Origin of the sequence: Paenarthrobacter sp. CM16 (assembly GCF_013179505.1) — a bacterium.
Classification (GTDB): domain Bacteria; phylum Actinomycetota; class Actinomycetes; order Actinomycetales; family Micrococcaceae; genus Arthrobacter.
Genome location: NZ_JABMCX010000093.1, coordinates 1 through 16,438, shown reverse-complemented (window position 1 = coordinate 16,438; position 16,438 = coordinate 1). Strand labels below are relative to the sequence as shown.

The window sequence follows — 16,438 nt, the reverse complement described above, 5'->3', positions numbered from 1 at the left end:
CCCCCCCCAGCGGTTGCGATGTTCAACCTACCAGCCAGATAGCCCATCAGAAGTCTCGTCCATCTCGGGGCAGGACGAAAGGCACATGTAGGTCGACCGCTCGGAAGAACAAGTCCGCACTGGCTAGTTCGTTAGCGATCGTCTGCGCGTTCCAGTCTGATGTGAGCAATGACCGGTCCCTCAATACCGATAACGGCGCCTATGACATCCACCGAAAGAACGGCGAACTACACCCGCCCTGTGGATCGTTCACCGGGACCTGGTAGTTCTGCGTTACAAAGGCAACGCCTCTGCCTCCGGTGTGCTGAGGCGGAATTCTTCGGCGGTGGGTTGTTCGGTGAATTCAACGAGTTCGACGTGGTGTTCCTTCAGTACTTCCAGGACCTGATGCGGGGTGACCCGGAAGAATTCGCGGCGCAGGTTGACCTTGTTGACGCGCTGCTCAGCGAACGTCCGGTGCAGCATTGCCTCGGTGGCGAGGGCATCGTCGGAGTAAAAGAGCGCGTGTACATCGAATCGGAAAGGTACGGACGCATCTCCTAGTTCGTTGACCCGGTCCATGGGCTCCAACCGGCGGGTCATGCCGATCTTGACCATGTTCTCCCCGAAAGCGCCGATGTTGGAGATGACGTACACGTACCCGGCGCGGATGTTCGCTGCGCGCCGTTCAACGTCGGCGAGGGCGAGTTCGTCTTCAGCGATTTTGGCGCGCATTCGTTCTGCGCCTTCGAGGTCGCCGTTGGCTATGAGTGCGTCCAGGGTTGCCTGGTGCATGGCCCGTTCCTTGGCGAGCTTTTGCCGGGCGGCCGCGAGTTCCGCTTCGGCTTTCTTCTGCTCACGCAGATCTTCGCGGCGTGCGCGCTCCAGTTCCTTCTCCGCAGCAAGGGCTTGGAGGTGTTCAGCGGCGAGCACCATTTCCTGGATCCGCAGGTGGTGATAGGTCTCGTCGACTCGTAGGTTGATCATGGTGCCTTGGCGCTCGATCTGTTCCTTCGCCTTGGTCAGGCGAGCCGTCGCGGTTGCCAGGTTTCCAGCTTTGACCGTTTTCACGCAGTTCTCGGCTTCGGCGTTATAGGCACGCAGCATGATGGTCGACATCTGGTTCACGAACTTCATGCCCTGCTTCGCGGAGTTGTTAAACGTGAAGTTCGACGTCGCGTGAATGGCCTCCTTTGCCCTGGCCATCTCCTTGTATTGGGCACGGACGGAATCCAGTCTGGCCGCCAAGTGAGCGGAGTGTTCTGCTGGGTGGTCAAAGTCAAAGACACCGACCTCTTGCAGCGCCGCCGACGCACGAGCTGTCACCAGCTGGCCTTCGGCTTCGGCAAGTTCCGAACGCAGGGCCTGCAGGTGCGACTGAAGCTGCTGGTTTTCCGATGCCCAATCCCTGCGTTCGTTCTCGGCCGTGCGGCGGAGCTCATCGCGGGTGGATTCTATCTGGTCGAACTCGAGCAGGCCGCGCTCATCCAGGATTCTTTGCAGTCGCTCCACGTCGGCCAGGGCGGTCTCGGCTGTCTTCTTCGCGCCGAAGAACCCGACCTTGCGCGCGCCTCCAGTGCGTCCCTGATTCGGCACCTGCCCCTGTACAGATTGTTGCTGAGCCTGAACAGACGCCTGGGGAGCACTCTGTGCTGGCGCCGGCTGCGCGGGTTGAGCAGGTTGGACGTGATCGGTCCAGCGCATACCGTCCCAGTAGCGGACAAGGGCAGAGTCTTGAGGGTCGGTGTACCAGCCGGCGGGAACGCTCACTAAGGGACCTATCGTCGTGGAAAATATTCCGCGGGTTCATCACCCGGCAGTTCATGTCGACTTGCCTAGCTCCCCCAGAATGATCTTGCCCTACACCTATGGGAAAGCTGAAAAAGTCGCTAAAACATTGCGAGCCAGAATGCGAAGCTCACGGATATATTTGGCGGGTCTGGGGCATTCGGGCGCACGACACTTGAACATTGAACGGCATGACGGACTGACTCCAGAGTCGACTCAACTGAGCCCTCTGCCTATGGGATGCTTGCCCTAAGCAATCTGTACTGCCACCACCTTGCCTGTTGACCACCCGAACCAGTCAGTAGGAATAGCATCGTTGCCAGGATGATGCGAAAGTTTCGGTTAGTTGAGCCTAGAAACCCAATATTCCCCGATTTTTGTAAAACTATATTATGAAGTGATCTCTGCATTTGGTTACTCATCACCCGCAGCAATACGACGAGCCAGAGAATCAGCCTTGTAGTACATGTGCATGAGCAGGACCACCATGATGGCCGTGAACCCCATACCCGAGAAAAAGATCCACGGGATGCTTGAGTCATCCTTAGGTAGGGCTGCGAATATTATCCACAACGTGGCCACAAACCCGATTAGCGTTACCGGAATGGCTTTCAGCGCACCAAGAGCTGAAGTGTGTGCAGCGTTCCATGCACGTTCAGACGACAAAGTGGCCTTCGAACGGATGCCAAACGTATAGTTGGGTTTTGAATCGCCGGACTTGACCTGAGAAGCCAGCATTTGGAGTAGACCTGCTACTACCAAGAACGCAATCGTGAACATAGTCGTGCTGAAAGCCGCCCCCAAAACGATCCTTCCACTGGTACATACTCGGATGACCGAGGAGTCTTCAGATTGAAATGCCACGTTAACAGCCGCCACAACACTTCGCAAAGAACCGATGCCGATTTGCTGCGGCTGCGAGCGGGACTCCGTTATCAGTCAATGCAACATACGTAACTAACATGTCGGCCGAGCTGCGTTTTTCTGGGATCCGAATGGCCCCAGCGTGGCGGCCTTACAAGCCCCGCGTGATGTCCCCGGGCTGGATCGTCACCACCTGGAATGGCCGGTTTCCTCGCCGGCGTCTGCCCCGGCCATCCCAACGAGGACGACGGCGGGCACATACGACGCCAGCAACCCGCTCGGCTGACACAACTACGTCCAAACACCGAAGGGGTAATGACCCGCCGGCTCACCTGCGGTCAGTCGAGTAGCGCTACGCCGAACTCAGCGACGACGGCCCGCAATTCCCTGAGGTAGTGCTGCGCTTGGTCGGTGAGCGGAATCGCGGCGTGGCCGATCCAGCCGATCTCGATGCGTTCGTCAACGTCGAGCGGGATGGCGACGATCTCCGGGTCGAGCTCCCCGCTGATGATGCCCGTCGAGATGGTGTAGCCGTGGAGCCCGATCATGAGGTTGAAGATTGTGGCACGGTCAGAGACCCTGATCTCCTGCTTACTGGACATGGTGGAGAGAATCTCCTCGGCGAAGTAAAAGGAGTTGTTCGCACCTTGATCGAAGGTCAGCCGCGGCATCCCGGCGAGATCATCGAGGGTCGCGCGCTCTTTTGAAGCGAGCGGGTTGTTCCGTGCAACGAAAATGTGAGGATCGGCGAGGAAAAGCGGAGTGAACGCCAGCCCGGATTCCCGGAGCAGCTTGTCGATGACCTTCCGGTTGAAATCGTTCCGGTAGAGAATGCCTATCTCGCTGCGGAGCGTCCGGACATCCTCGATGATGTCCCAGGTGCGGGACTCACGCAGCGAGAACTCGTATTCGGCCACATCAGTGGCCTTGACCATCCGGACGAAGGCGTCCACCGCGAACGAGTAGTGCTGCGTTGACACCCCGAGCAGACGTCGCCGCGGCGGCCTGCCAAGGTAGCGCTGCTCGAGGAGAGCAAACTGCTCCACGACCTGCCTCGCGTAGCCAAGGAACTCTACCCCGTCAGCGGTGAGGGTGGCCCCGCGGGCGGAGCGAACCAGGAGCGCACGGCCCACCCGGGCCTCAAGGTCCTTCATCGAAGCAGACATCGTCGGCTGCGCTACGTAGAGAAGATCGGCAGCCGCGGAGATCGAGCCCTCCGCTGCAACCTCTATGAAGTAGCGGAGCTGCTGCAGGGTCAATCCACTCGAAATCTGAGCCATAGGAAAATTCTATATCAATGCATAGCAACCACTAGTTACCTGATAGCCCTCCTAAAGCTGCACCATGGATATATCACCTTCGGAAAGGCCGTCTCCGGCCCATCAACGGAATGGCAGCACATGGCAGACGACTTCACCTTCAGCATCACCACCACCCCCTTCGACGAGGACTACTCCCCCTCGGAAGGATCGCGGATCACCACGAATTTCGCCAACCTGGCACGGGGCGAGCACCGCCAGGAAAATCTCCGCAACGCCTTGACCATGATTCGGCGCCGCTTCAACGATCTCGCAAGCTGGGACAACCCGGACCGGGACCGCTACACCCTCGAGCTTGAGATCGTTTCCGTGCAGATAGAGTTCACTGCCGAAGGTACGGACCAGAAGTTCCCCCTGTTCGAGGTTCTCGACATTCAGATCGTCGACCAGCTGAACGGGGTCCGCCACCAAGGGATCGTGGGGAACAACTTCTCCTCCTACGTCCGTGACTTCGACTTCAGCGTGGTACTGCCAGCGGCATCAGCGGAGGCATGCAAGCCCACCGTTCCCGAAGACTTCGGCGACCTGCACGGAAAACTGTTCCAGCAATTCCTCGATTCCCCGGCATGCCAGGAACGTTTCCCGCAGCCGCCAGTGGTGTGCATCAGCGTCTCCACGACCAAGACGTACCGGCGAACGGAGAACCATCACCCCGTCTTGGGCGTCGAGTACCAGCAGGACGAGTTCTCGCTGACGGACGCGTACTTCGCAAAGATGGGGCTGCAGGTTCGCTACTTCATGCCACGCGGCAGCGTAGCGCCGCTGGCCTTCTATTTCCGCGGCGACCTGCTCAACGACTACTCCAACCTGCAGCTCATCGGCACCATCAGCACCATGGAGACGTTCCAGAAGATCTACCGCCCGGAGGTCTACAACGCGAACTCCGCCGCCGCCGTCGTCTACCAACCGAGCCTGGGAGAGCAGGATTACTCGCGGACCCAGATCGATTACGACCGCGTCGAGCGCAGTCAGCTGGCGGTCACTCAGGCGAAGTACACCGAGGAACACTTCATCACGCCCCACAAGGATCTATTGGACCAGTGGACCGCCAAATACCCCGCTCTCGTCAACTGACCCACGGAGAAACGTCAACCATGAACACACTTTTGCCCACCACCGTTGTTGGAAGCCTGCCCAAACCCTCGTGGCTCGCACAGCCCGAGACTCTGTGGTCTCCCTGGAAACTGGAGGGAGATGCGCTGCTCGAGGGCAAGCAGGATGCGCTGCGCATCGCCATCCACGAGCAGAGCCGACGCGGCATCGACATCGTCAGCGACGGCGAGCAAACCCGCCAGCACTTCGTCACCACCTTCATCGAGCATCTCAGCGGGGTCGACTTTGAACAGCGCAAAACCGTGCGCATCCGCGATCGCTACGACGCGAGCGTACCGACCGTCGTCGGGGCCGTGCGCCGCGAGCGGCCGGTATTCGTCGACGACGCGAAGTTCCTCCGCGCAACCACCGACCGGCCGATCAAATGGACTCTTCCCGGTCCCATGACCATGGTGGACACACTCTTCGATGACCACTACAAGAGCCGCGAGAAGCTGGCCTGGGAGTTCGCTGCGATCCTGAACCAGGAGGCGAAAGAACTGGAGGCGGCCGGCGTGGACATCATCCAGTTCGACGAGCCCGCGTTCAACGTCTTCCTCGATGAGGTCAAGGACTGGGGCGTCGCCGCGCTCGAGAGAGCGGCAGAAGGACTGCGTGCCGAGACCGCCGTGCACATCTGCTACGGCTACGGGATCAAGGCAAACAACGACTGGAAGGCAACGCTCGGCTCACAGTGGCGGCAGTACGAGGAAACGTTCCCGCTGCTTCAGAGCTCCAGCATCGACATCATCTCGCTCGAATCCCAGAACTCCCACGTGCCCATGGACCTCATCGAGCTGCTCCGCGGCAAGAAAGTCATGCTCGGGGCAATCGACGTCGCAAGCGAGACCATCGAGACCCCGGAGGAAGTCGCCGACACCCTCCGCAAGGCCTTGCAGTTCGTCGATGCGGACAAGCTCATTGCCAGCTCCAACTGCGGCATGGCCCCGTTCCCCCGGGACGTCGCGCTGGCCAAGCTGAGTGCTCTCAGCGCAGGAACGGACATCGTTCGCGAGGAACTCGAGCGCTCCGCCCCCACGGTGTCCTAACGATGTTTCACGCCTACCCCCCAGACACTTGGCTCGGGGCTCCGGAGCAAGCCTTCCCGCAGTCCCTCTCGGCTGAAGAATTTAAAGCACTGTTTCGTGGTCATCCGGGCGGTGTCGCCGTCATCACGGCCGATGCCGGCGAAGGGCCGGTGGCGCTGACAGTATCGTCCGTGGTGTCAGTAAGTGCGGAACCTCCGCTGCTGATTTTCTCGGTCTCGGCACTGTCCTCAGCATCGGCCGTGCTTTCGCGCGCCGAAACCGTCGTGGTGCACCTGCTGGACGCGCACGACGTCGACCTGGCGAAGTTCGGAGCAACCCCCGGCGCCGACCGCTTCAACCAGACACACCGCTGGTCCGCCCTTGCAACCGGCGAAGCGGTGTATGACGATGTCCGCGCCTGGGTGCGCTGCGCCGTCATCAACCGCATGGAGGTAGGGACCTCCACCATCATCGCCGTTCACGCCCTGGAGTCCCGCGTGATGCGTGACGTCCCAGCGGGCGAACCCGGCGACGCCCTGGTCTACCACAACCGCTCATGGCACCGCCTCGGCGAGCACTCCAAGCTTGACGGCTAAGCGCCTCGCCAACAACGCGGGGCGCCAAGGCAAACGGATTACGACGGCGGGAGGTAACTCCCGCCGTCGTCCTCGTTAACATCTGAGCGCCGCGGACACCGAAACGAACCGCTAGGCGCGCTCCTGCGTGAGGTCATGAACGGCTCCGACGTGCACATCGACGCGTTGACCACTTATGGAAGAGGACCGGAGGCCCACACCCTAGAAATGAGATCGAGCCTAAGAACTGCCCTAGCGCTTTCGACAAACCCCAAACTATATATAAGGGTGCTTATCGGCAGACTGGCCACTTCTACGTGCTCAGCCTACTTTCGCGTGAATTGCAATGCTCGGGAAGCACCACTGAGGGCGGTCATCTGCGCCGGGCCGGCGTCCCACTTGATTTCGCAGGGCGCTTCGATGACATGGCCAGGACCCATTTGATAGCACCCGGGCCGATCGTGGCCGCCGAACTCTCACCTCGGAATCACCCTGCACATGTCCGGCGCTTCCAGATCCGCGTCATGTCGCTACTGCCACTCACAGGCATGAGTAGATGAAGGCCCAAGGAGGGAAGAGCCAATGGCCGCAAGCAGCCGCGATAAAGAAGATTTAAGTGTGGACAATGTCCACACCCCCTTTGGCCTGACAAAGCAGCCGCCCGGCAAGTCTCCCTACGCCAGGAACGAGCCGAAACCTGGATCTATGACCACGAACCTAGAAGTCATGTTGCGCTCAGTCCCCCTCCCCATGAAGAGGTGTAGGCCAACCCCGACCTACCCGACGAACCAAGAAAGGAACCCATAACCCCAGTTCAGAGCAAGCGGAGGGTCCACCAGCCGCGACCCTGAACCCGCTCCCCCATAACTTCACAGGCGACCCGCGGCGCCAGACACACCCCGCGACCCTTGGCAGAGGGACCTGACCACCCAGAATGTACACACGTTAAAGCAAAAACCCCCTCTGACGAGGGGGAATGCCGTGCCCGAGGTGGGACTCGAACGGGATTCCGGGCCTTGGAAACACTGGGAAGTGGCGGAAACATGCGGAATCCGGGGCAGTCCGACCGCTGTCCGGGCCAGTCCGAGGTGGAAAGTGTGGACAGCGTCCACACTTCTTTTTGCGCCGATCGAACCCGGAAGACGAGGTCTCGACGCGTCCTTCCGCACTCGTATCCAGCGCCCTGAAATCGACTGCTGCCGCCTACGTAGATTGCCGGATCGATGGCACCTCTCAGTCCTTTTAGAACCCCCGGCCAAGAGGCGACAACCCCTAAGGCGCGACTTCCCGGCGGCCGATCGTACCGCCCAAAGCCGACCATCTTCTGTCCACCAGAACCATTCATATCCAACATAGTGGCCGCACCTCCTTCATCATTTCCATGGCGAAGACGACAACGAGCATCATGACGAGACCTGCCAGATGGCCCGACGACAAAACGTCTAATGTCGGCGTTAGAAGTGCGGGAGTGGAAGTAGCTGCTAGAACTTCGATTTGGCGCGTTCATGCTGGCACTATCGTCGAACGTGCTTGGGGTTTGAGTGAGCTTGTTCGCGGTCAGCCCGGGTTCATGCCTCGCCGTTCGTTGATGGCATTCATGGCTGAAATGTGTTGGGCAAGGTAGTTGAGGCCGACATCCATCTTGGTTTGCCAGCTCAAGGTCGCGGCTCTAAGGTCGCCTGCATCTATTGCATCAAAGATCTCAGTGTTTTGGTCAAGAATAATTTTTGGTGAAAATGCATAGCGGGCACCCATGACGGCAAAATGCATGAATGCCTGCTTGGTGAGCGTCTCCAGAATTGCAGGTATTCGACTCAAACCTGATCCCTCGAACAGTGCGATCTGGAAGTCCAGATCCAAATAGTGGGCTCGGGCGACATCGTTGCGGCGAGCACAATCGCTCAGCTCATCAAGGTAGTTTTTCACGCGTGATCGATCTTCGACGCTCCATCGACTCGCCGCTCGAACCAGGATTGCTCCCAGAGCACGGCGAGCCATATAGGTCTCAGACACGTCATCCAGGGACGGAATCCGCACCACCACTGAATCTGATCTGGCTGCGGTAACCAACCCGTCTTCAGTAAGCGCGCGAACCGCGGCTCGAATGTCCCTCACCGGCGCACCCAGCAGGCGATTCAGCATCCCAAGCGAAATTTCACTTTCGCCGACAAATGTTCCGTCGACCAACCCTTGGCGAATCGCCGAAAGAATTTCTTCCGCAAGAGCATTCCCAGCCCCAAGGACGTCATCCGCGCGTGAAGCCATGCCGAGGGGGTCTTTACGGTCCACCGTCCAGGAAAACGGTTGGCGCCCGCCGTGGTACCAGCGTCGCATCCGCCACTCCAAGTCCGCCAACATCTCACCGGTCGGCACTTCAGGCAGCAGGTCCAATGCGGCCACAAGTTTCTGCCATTGCCAGGCATCGGTGAGGTGAACTGACGGCCGCGCACCGGCGGGGACCTCAAAGTTGCCACTGAGCAGGACGATTGATTCTTCGGCGAGGCCGAGTCCGCTTGAATTGAGCGATGACCACAGGTCCGGGCGGTCGTTTGTGTAGCTTGGGTCCGGCACCACGCCTCGAAGAAGGTCAGCGGCCAGCACCATCCGTAGCCGTCGCTTGCTGCTGGTGGACAGGCTGGCCGGATAGCGTAAACGCGACGCGCGGGAGGGGTTTAGGACAAGGCAGGACCCTGTCGGTCCAACGGCCAATCCGCCCAAGACCATCTGCCGTTCCGCAAGCAATGCCCTTATCGACTCGATTTCCGGGTCGGGCTCCATGAACTCCTTCCAGGTCCGTGCCACGAACGACTGGCTCAGGCCCACGGCGTCCGCAACCTGGCGGCTTGAGCTTTTGGTTGCCTGCATCCATAGCGGCGCCGTCAGAACCGCGCGCTTGAGCTCCGAGCGATCGTCTGCACTCTTCATCCGGCCAGTCTAGGGAAGCACTGCCTTGACTCAAAGACTCATTTCGTCACTGCTTCGCGTCGAAAGTATTCCCATCTTTCCGGGTGCTGCCAATCATGGAGACCAATGATCCGGCGCTCGGATGGCCCGGACTGCCAGCCCACTCCCAAGGAGAGCAAATGTACGATGTCGCCATCATTGGCGGAGGCCCGGCCGGCTTGGCTTCGGCTTACAACCTTGAGCGCACGGGCCAAAAAGTGGTCTTACTGGAAGAAGCCGGACGACTTGGCGGGCGTGCAAAAACCGTGAACGTCCACGGAGAACCGGTGAATATGGGGGCCATGTTCGTATATGCCGGTACCGCATCACATGAGCTGGCAGCTGAACTGGGCATAAACTTGGAGCCCTTCGAACCAACAACTTTCGGGATACACGTCAACGGAGAAACCGTAGTCTCCACGGACAACGACGACCTTGTGGAACGGCTCCCCCTTACAGAAGAGTCACGCAACGGACTCCGGGCCTTCATCGATCGGGCAACATCGGAATATTACGCGAACACAGTGAATGGGCAGCTTCGGCCGGCCACGCCGGGGTTTGGCGAAGAATCCGCCCAATCACGAATCAGTGATCTGCCTCAAGAGGTCCAGGAGATACTGACTGCAGCCATTCGCGGAGGCTCAGTTGCTCACCCTTCCGAACTCAGCGCAACCTATGCCCTGAGGTATTTCGCCAGTTATCTGGTGAAGGAGAAGAAGAACCGTGTGGTCTCAATTATGGGCATGGAAGCGATCCCCACCGCCTTGGCAGATGCCCTGCAGTCCACCGAAGTCCATTTGAATCACCGGGTGGAGACCATTCACCAAGATGATGAAGGACAGTGGAACCTGCAGATTGCTATCGAATCAGAGGGCGGCGCGGGACGGAGTTTGACCGCGAGGCACGTCATCATGGCGATTCCGGCCCCCAGGATCTCCACCATGGTGAAGTTGCCGGATTGGAAGACCGCGGCACTGGATGCCGTGCAAACCCCCGGTTCAACCGAGCTCGGTGTTGTTGTGGACATCAGCGCGCCGGAGCTGGCAGCTGTGGATGACTGGTCCTTCATCGCCACCGCAGGGCGCGCCTTCGATGTGGTGATCAATCCGCGTCCGGGACGCAAGGACGGTACCGCCCAATTTGTTTGCTACGGCAATTCAGCCGGATACATCGAGGAAGCCAACGATCCCACCTCGGGTGTTCTGGAACATTGGATCGAAGAGTTTCTTAAGGTGGCACCGCAGTTACGGGGGCGCATCCTCGGGGCCAGCATCCAGTCATGGCAGCACTGCTTCTCCTTGCTGACGCCTACACGGGCCAGTGCACTCCCGCAGCTCCAGGCGCCCGTTGACGGCACCCTACATTTTGCCGGCGACTACTCCTCCGAAACTGCCGGCACCCATGGAGCATACTCGGAGGCCCATCGAGTCAGCCGCGAGATTCTTTTGGCACTTTCGACCTCGACGTACTGATACGGGATGTTCGTAGCTACCTATTGCATTAATCATTCAATGATGTATTCCTTAGATGTGATTGAGGCCACAGCCTACTGCGGCCCATATCACACCTCCCCCCAAGTGAGCGCGGCTGGGAAGTCACCCCAAGCGTCAGCGATTTGAAGGAAACGAAAATGGGCTTAAGTTTTGGTACCAAAGCTCCCCCAACCGCCCTCTCCGGCGAGGTTGAGGTCTCCGGGCTTGGCAAGAAATACGGTGTCATCGAGGTGTTGAAAGACGTCAACATCTCCATGGCTGAAGGCGAAGTAGTCTCCGTCATCGGACCCTCCGGCGCCGGCAAGAGCACCTTCCTGCGGTGCCTGAACTACCTGGAAAAGCCCAGCTCGGGCACCATCGCGATTGGCGGCGCCCGTGTTGTTGCCGGTGAGAAGCTGCCGGACAAGGCAAGCCTGGACCACCTGCGGCGAGTCACCGGCATGGTCTTTCAGAGCTTCAACCTCTTCCCCCACCTGACGGTGATGGAGAACATCACCCTTCCACAACGGAAAGTACTGGGCTCCAGCAAAGAACAAGCCGAAGAGGTCGCCAACCAGCTGCTCAAGCGGGTGGGACTCCCCGAGAAGGCCAAGGCCTACCCTGCCCGGCTCTCCGGAGGCCAACAGCAGCGCATCGCCATCGCACGCGCACTCGCACTGTCGCCGAAGGTCATGCTCTTCGACGAACCAACCTCCGCCTTGGACCCTGAGATCGGCCTAGAGGTACTGGCCGTCATGCGCGACCTCGCCGACGAGGGCATGACCATGCTGGTCGTCACCCACGAAATGCACTTCGCACGTGATGTATCGGAGCGCATCATGGTCATGGGCAACGGCGGCGTCCTTGAAATCGGCCCCAGCCGGCAGGTGATGTCGGAACCGCAGAACGACCGCACCCGGCAGTTCCTCAAGGCCGTACTGGACAGGTGAGACGGCCATGATCACGCAACTTCTGACTTCGATCGCCCAGGGCGTCGGACTCACTCTCTACGTCACAGGAGCATCCCTGCTCTTCGGCGGCCTCATCGGCCTGGTGTTGGTGGGTGCCGCCAGATCACCGATCGCGATCATCCGCGCTGCAGCCACCCTTTATATCAATGTGGTCCGGGTCATCCCGCCGATCACCTGGCTGTTCCTGATCTACTTTGGCTTGCCCCAGTACGCGCTGAGGCTCTCCACCCTGCAGGCCGCCATCATCGGATTCTCCATCATCGCCTCAGCCTTCATGGCAGAGATCTACCGCTCAGGCCTGCTCAGTATCCCCGATGGCCAACGCGAAGCCGCCCACGCACTCGGGCTCAGCCCGTTCACCACCGTGGGGCACATCATCACCCCGCAAGCCTTCCGGGTAGCCCTTCCAGCCATCGCCACCTACGGCATCGGACTGCTCAAAGACTCAGCTCTCGCCTCCACCATCGGTGTCCGTGAAATCACCTACTACGCCCAACAAAGCGCGAAACAAACACACGAAGGCCTGCTCTCCTTCGTCGTCGCCGGAGCGCTCTACATCATCATCAGCCTGGTCGTCGCCCTCGTAGCACGCCGCGTAGACCTCAAACTGCGCAGAAAGATCGGAGTGCTCTGATGGACTTGATCACGCAATGGCTCGGCTGGATGCCGAACCTCACACCAGGCCTGGTCATCAGCCTCCAATTGACCGGACTCGCCCTACTTATCGGCTTTCCCTTCGGCCTGCTCCTGGCCGTCATGGCAGAAGCGAAATTCAAGCCCTTCCAATGGATCTCCTTCGCGTTCGTTGAGATCGGACGCGGGCTGCCGGCACTGGTACTGCTCTACCTGCTGTACTTCAGCCTTCCCGATGCAGGCATCACCCTGACCTCCCTGACCACAGCCATCATCGCCCTAAGCTGGAACACCGGCGCCTACGCCTCCGAGTACTTCCGCGCCGGACTCGCCGCAGTCCCACTAGGACAAAAAGAAGCAGCCATCACCTCCGGGCTCAGCGGTTGGACAGGATTCCGCATCGTCATCCTTCCGCAAGCCCTCAGAATCTCCACCCCACCCCTGGCCGGCCTGGCCGTCCTGGTCTTCCAAGGCAGCGCACTGGCCTTCGTCATCGCAGTACCCGAACTCATGTCAAAAGCATTCGAAATCGGCTCCATCACCTTCGAATACCTCAGCGTCTACACACTCACCGCCGTAATCTACGGAACCCTCACGCTGATCTTCCTAGGCCTTGTCCGAATCCTGGAACTACGCCTGGGCCGCCACCTGCTCCGCAACTAACCCGTCCCACTCCCCTGGGGATTTCCCCGACTACCCCAACAAAGAAAGAGAAACCAATGTCACGAATTCCCCGCCCCCTCGTGCGCGCGCTTTCCGCCGGCACCGTCGCCGGCATGCTCGCCATGTCCCTCGCCGCATGCGGCGGCACCGACGCGGCAAGCAGCTCGGACTGCACACCAGCCCACGCGGACCTCAAGACCATCACCCAAGGTGAACTGACGGTCGCAAGTTACGACTACGCACCCGCCACAATCCTCAGCGGGGAAAACGTCACCGGCATGGAGGGTGACCTGATCGCCGAGATTGCCAAACTCGAATGCCTCAAGGTCACCGTCAGCACCTCAGGCGGCGCAGGAGCCGTCATCCCGTCCGTGCAATCCAAGCGCGTGGACATCGGCTCCGGAAACTGGCTGCGGACCAAGGAACGCACCAAGATCGTCTACATGAGCACCCCGCTCTGGAGCGATCCACAGGCGATCGTCTCAAAGACAGGCCTCACCAGCGACGACCTCGAGGGCAAGATGATCGGCTCCGTCGCAGGAAACCTCTGGAACGACAGCATGTCCAAATGGCTCGGAGATAAATTCAAGATCTACCAGGACGACGAGTCCATCTACTCAGACCTCAAAGCGGGCCGCATTGACGCCCTGGTGGCATCCTCCGCATCTGCCAAATACCGGTTCAAGGACGCCCCCATTGAGGGAGCCACAGTGGTGGACGTGAAGCCGAACGCGAATGTCCCGCAGTTCGCCTCCGTTGGCCAGGTGATGTTGCCCTCCGCCCTCGACAACGACGCCCTAGGCAAGGCCCTGGACGAGGACATCAAGAAGCTTCGCGAAAACGGCACCATCAAGAGCATCCTTGAGAAGTACGGCATCGACCCCTCCGTAGGCGAGCCGGGCGCACCCAGCGAACTCTAACTCCATCGGACTGCACGCGGGCGGCGTCGGGTATCAACCCGGCGTCGCCCTCTCGCTGCTTAACGAGTGGTCGTCGGCGCACAGCAGGTCGATAATCCAGGTGACGCCGAAGGAGTCGGTGAGCATGCCGAAGTCGGACTACACCGATGCGGCAAGTGGCCCGAGTGAGGTCGCGCCCCGGGCTAAGGCAAGCCAAAGCCTAGTGGCGTCGTCGAGCGTGGCTCTGCTGATGGGGAAGAAGTACGGCCGGTGGGTAGGCCCCCTGGATGGCGGCGCTCTGGGTAGGCACGTCGTAGGCCGAATTCGTACGCCGTCGATCGGGGTGACCGGGCCCAATCGACCTTGCTGTCGGGCAGCTCAGCGGGCATGCCGAACTCGCCGTAGATTCGCATGGTGTCCCGGTACCGTGAACCGAGGCGTAAAAGTTGAGTCATTCGCGGGCGAGCATCCGTGACCGTACGGTGCGCCGAAACGTCTAGCGGCTGCGCCGCAAATGGAAGGCGCGTGAGGCCCGGGCGAGACTCTATCAGGGACAGGTGTCCGCGGCGCCTGAGTCAGAGGAAGCGCTAACGATGGGGAGTGGTCCTGTGGGATCAGGAACACCGGGCATTCGACGCACCGGACGCAGGCGGATGAGTGCGACGGCCGAGATGAGGAACCACGCGATGTTGGTGACCACCGAGGGCCAGGCCTCGTGGAAGGCACCGTTGATGATGAATGCGCAAGCCCCTAGGAGGTTTGCGGTCTGAAAGGCCCTACCGGCCTTTAGCCAGCCCATGGACACGGAAAGGAAGGCGCCAAGTATCGCTGCCGCACCTGCCCAGCCGGCTGCTTCGAACAGCAGTTCCATTGTTTCCTCTTGGTTAGGAAATCGACTATTGCGAGTCCGAGTTGGTTACTTCGTAGTGAAATCCGGTGCGCTCTTCGGAAGCCCAGGCCTCATAAAACTCCGCCTTTTCGAAGAGCCTCCGTCCCTGGGTCAGTGTTTGCAGCCAAAGGATGGATCCGTCGTCCGTCACTGCGTCGACGTATCCCCGGCATACCGAAAGTCCTTGTTGCCGTAGTTCCACGCTGGTTCCGGCGAGGATGGTCCAGTCGCTGATGCGTCGTTGATCCATGGTCGGCGTCCTTTCTGATTGAGTGCAGAAAGCGGCCGTGCACCCCTGGCAGGAGTGCACGGCCACTTTGGGAGTAAACGATTAGCCCCGGTTGTACATGACGTGCTTAGTCCTGGAGAAGTCTTCCAGTGCATAGATCGACAGATCCCGGCCGTAGCCAGAGCCCTTGAAGCCACCCCAGGGAACTTCGTTGGCAATGACCAGGTGGGAGTTAACCCACACAGTGCCGAAATCCAGGCGACGCGGCACCGAAAGTGAGCGTGAAGCACTGTTGGTCCACACCGACGCTGCCAGTCCGTAGACGGTCTCGTTGGCGCGGCTGATGGCTTCCTCATCGGTGCTGAACGTCTCCACGGACACCACAGGCCCGAAGATCTCCGTGTAGGTGATAGGGGCGCCGGCGGGGACATCAGTCACCACGGTGGGTTCAATGAAGTAGCCGGGCCCTTCAAGCGCGTTGCCACCGACGGCGATGGTGTGGCCTTCCTTGCGGACGTCTTCCAGCGCTTCCAAGACCCGCTCATAGTGGGCTTTGGAGATCATGGAACCGATTTCGACGTCCTCTCCCGCGCCCGGGGCGCCGATGGAAATCCCGCTGATCTCCCGAACCAGGATCTCGTTGAACTTTTCCGCTACAGACTCGTGGACCAGAACCCGGCATGCTGAGCCACACTCTTGGCCGCCGTTCCAGAAGCCCGCGGAGCGTACGCCCTTCGCTGCTTCTTCGAGATCAGCGTCTTCGAAGACCACCACAGGGGCCTTGCCGCCGAGTTCCAGGTGAACGCGCTTCACCGTGGAGGCCGCATTGGCGGCAACCTTCTGGCCGCTTCCCACACTTCCGGTGATGGCAACCAGGTCAACGTCCGGGTGTTCGGAGAGGCGGTTACCCACTACCCGGCCGGGACCGGTGACAATATTGACGACGCCGGCAGGAACCTCGCCCGCGATGAGCTCGGCGAGCTTCAAGGTAGTCAGCGGTGTCTGCTCCGAGGGCTTCAGGACCAAGGTGTTGCCCGCGGCAAGGATAGGCGCGATCTTCCATACGGCCATCAGCAGCGGATAGTTCCACGGTG

15 protein-coding genes are annotated in these 16,438 nt (G+C 60.1%); 8 read left to right on the top strand and 7 right to left on the bottom strand.

What is annotated here, in order from left to right; genetic code table 11:
- Positions 1-273 precede the first annotated feature (273 nt).
- The 3 genes from HP499_RS25485 to HP499_RS10280 form a co-directional block, all read right to left on the bottom strand.
- The gene (locus HP499_RS25485; RefSeq protein ID WP_172323984.1) at positions 274-1,749 is read right to left on the bottom strand and encodes a DUF4041 domain-containing protein; all 1,476 of its coding nucleotides are present in this window, start codon (positions 1,747-1,749) and stop codon (positions 274-276) included.
- A 432-nt stretch (positions 1,750-2,181) separates the two neighbouring features.
- Positions 2,182-2,571: an SdpI family protein gene (locus HP499_RS10285; RefSeq protein ID WP_172323983.1), complete on the bottom strand. Its 390-nt coding sequence runs from the start codon at positions 2,569-2,571 to the stop codon at positions 2,182-2,184.
- 398 nt (positions 2,572-2,969) lie between these two features.
- Positions 2,970-3,911 carry a LysR family transcriptional regulator gene (locus HP499_RS10280; protein WP_091551424.1) on the bottom strand — a complete coding sequence of 314 codons (942 nt, stop codon included), beginning with the start codon at positions 3,909-3,911 and terminating at the stop codon, positions 2,970-2,972.
- Positions 3,912-4,031: 120 nt separating this feature from the next.
- Here HP499_RS10280 and HP499_RS10275 point away from each other — a divergent pair, with 120 nt between their 5' ends.
- From HP499_RS10275 to HP499_RS10265, 3 genes are read left to right on the top strand one after another with little or no spacing between them, the layout of a single operon-like run.
- The gene (locus tag HP499_RS10275; RefSeq protein WP_172323982.1) at positions 4,032-5,024 is read left to right on the top strand and encodes a DUF1852 domain-containing protein; all 993 of its coding nucleotides are present in this window, start codon (positions 4,032-4,034) and stop codon (positions 5,022-5,024) included.
- A 20-nt stretch (positions 5,025-5,044) separates the two neighbouring features.
- Entirely contained in the window at positions 5,045-6,091 is a 1,047-nt protein-coding gene (locus HP499_RS10270; protein WP_172323981.1) for a methionine synthase, read from the top strand.
- A gap of 2 nt (positions 6,092-6,093) precedes the next feature.
- Complete coding sequence (locus tag HP499_RS10265; RefSeq protein ID WP_172323980.1) at positions 6,094-6,666, top strand: flavin reductase family protein; 573 nt, start codon at positions 6,094-6,096, stop codon at positions 6,664-6,666.
- A 1,536-nt stretch (positions 6,667-8,202) separates the two neighbouring features.
- Here the strand turns inward: HP499_RS10265 and HP499_RS10260 are convergent.
- Positions 8,203-9,570 (bottom strand): GntR family transcriptional regulator, encoded by a 1,368-nt coding sequence (locus tag HP499_RS10260; RefSeq protein WP_172323979.1) that lies wholly within the window; start codon positions 9,568-9,570, stop codon positions 8,203-8,205.
- A gap of 158 nt (positions 9,571-9,728) precedes the next feature.
- Between HP499_RS10260 and HP499_RS10255 the strand changes: the two genes are divergently transcribed.
- From HP499_RS10255 to HP499_RS10235, 5 genes are all read left to right on the top strand, one after another.
- A complete protein-coding gene (locus tag HP499_RS10255) occupies positions 9,729-11,060 on the top strand; it encodes an NAD(P)/FAD-dependent oxidoreductase (RefSeq protein WP_172323978.1) in 1,332 nt (443 codons plus the stop codon).
- Positions 11,061-11,218: 158 nt separating this feature from the next.
- Positions 11,219-12,010, top strand: coding sequence for an amino acid ABC transporter ATP-binding protein (locus tag HP499_RS10250; protein ID WP_172323977.1), 792 nt, complete (start codon positions 11,219-11,221; stop codon positions 12,008-12,010).
- Between the two features lie 7 nt (positions 12,011-12,017).
- Positions 12,018-12,665: an amino acid ABC transporter permease gene (locus tag HP499_RS10245; protein WP_172323976.1), complete on the top strand. Its 648-nt coding sequence runs from the start codon at positions 12,018-12,020 to the stop codon at positions 12,663-12,665.
- Positions 12,665-13,327 (top strand): amino acid ABC transporter permease, encoded by a 663-nt coding sequence (locus HP499_RS10240; protein WP_172323975.1) that lies wholly within the window; start codon positions 12,665-12,667, stop codon positions 13,325-13,327. Before HP499_RS10245 ends, HP499_RS10240 begins: the two co-directional genes overlap by 1 nt.
- A 56-nt stretch (positions 13,328-13,383) precedes the next feature.
- The gene (locus tag HP499_RS10235) at positions 13,384-14,247 is read left to right on the top strand and encodes an ABC transporter substrate-binding protein (protein ID WP_172323974.1); all 864 of its coding nucleotides are present in this window, start codon (positions 13,384-13,386) and stop codon (positions 14,245-14,247) included.
- Positions 14,248-14,773: 526 nt separating this feature from the next.
- On the opposite strand, the gene HP499_RS10230 is transcribed toward HP499_RS10235, so the two are convergent.
- The 3 genes from HP499_RS10230 to HP499_RS10220 all read right to left on the bottom strand — a co-directional run.
- A complete protein-coding gene (locus HP499_RS10230; protein WP_172323973.1) occupies positions 14,774-15,097 on the bottom strand; it encodes a YgjV family protein in 324 nt (107 codons plus the stop codon).
- A 25-nt stretch (positions 15,098-15,122) separates the two neighbouring features.
- Entirely contained in the window at positions 15,123-15,365 is a 243-nt protein-coding gene (locus HP499_RS10225; protein ID WP_172323972.1) for a hypothetical protein, read from the bottom strand.
- Between the two features lie 81 nt (positions 15,366-15,446).
- A partial coding sequence (locus HP499_RS10220) for an aldehyde dehydrogenase family protein (protein WP_172323971.1) occupies positions 15,447-16,438 on the bottom strand: 992 nt, incomplete at its 5' end.

Bases quoted from the DNA above. Each gene is read 5' to 3' on its own strand.
- HP499_RS10235 (WP_172323974.1), top strand. From the start codon at position 13,384: ATGTCACGAATTCCCCGCCCCCTCGTGCGCGCGCTTTCCGCCGGCACC.
- HP499_RS10250 (WP_172323977.1), top strand. From the start codon at position 11,219: ATGGGCTTAAGTTTTGGTACCAAAGCTCCCCCAACCGCCCTCTCCGGC.
- HP499_RS10275 (WP_172323982.1), top strand. From the start codon at position 4,032: ATGGCAGACGACTTCACCTTCAGCATCACCACCACCCCCTTCGACGAG.
- HP499_RS10255 (WP_172323978.1), top strand. From the start codon at position 9,729: ATGTACGATGTCGCCATCATTGGCGGAGGCCCGGCCGGCTTGGCTTCG.
- HP499_RS10270 (WP_172323981.1), top strand. From the start codon at position 5,045: ATGAACACACTTTTGCCCACCACCGTTGTTGGAAGCCTGCCCAAACCC.
- HP499_RS10265 (WP_172323980.1), top strand. From the start codon at position 6,094: ATGTTTCACGCCTACCCCCCAGACACTTGGCTCGGGGCTCCGGAGCAA.
- HP499_RS10240 (WP_172323975.1), top strand. From the start codon at position 12,665: ATGGACTTGATCACGCAATGGCTCGGCTGGATGCCGAACCTCACACCA.
- HP499_RS10280 (WP_091551424.1), bottom strand. From the start codon at position 3,911: ATGGCTCAGATTTCGAGTGGATTGACCCTGCAGCAGCTCCGCTACTTC.
- HP499_RS10225 (WP_172323972.1), bottom strand. From the start codon at position 15,365: ATGGATCAACGACGCATCAGCGACTGGACCATCCTCGCCGGAACCAGC.
- HP499_RS10230 (WP_172323973.1), bottom strand. From the start codon at position 15,097: ATGGAACTGCTGTTCGAAGCAGCCGGCTGGGCAGGTGCGGCAGCGATA.
- HP499_RS10260 (WP_172323979.1), bottom strand. From the start codon at position 9,570: ATGAAGAGTGCAGACGATCGCTCGGAGCTCAAGCGCGCGGTTCTGACG.
- HP499_RS10245 (WP_172323976.1), top strand. From the start codon at position 12,018: ATGATCACGCAACTTCTGACTTCGATCGCCCAGGGCGTCGGACTCACT.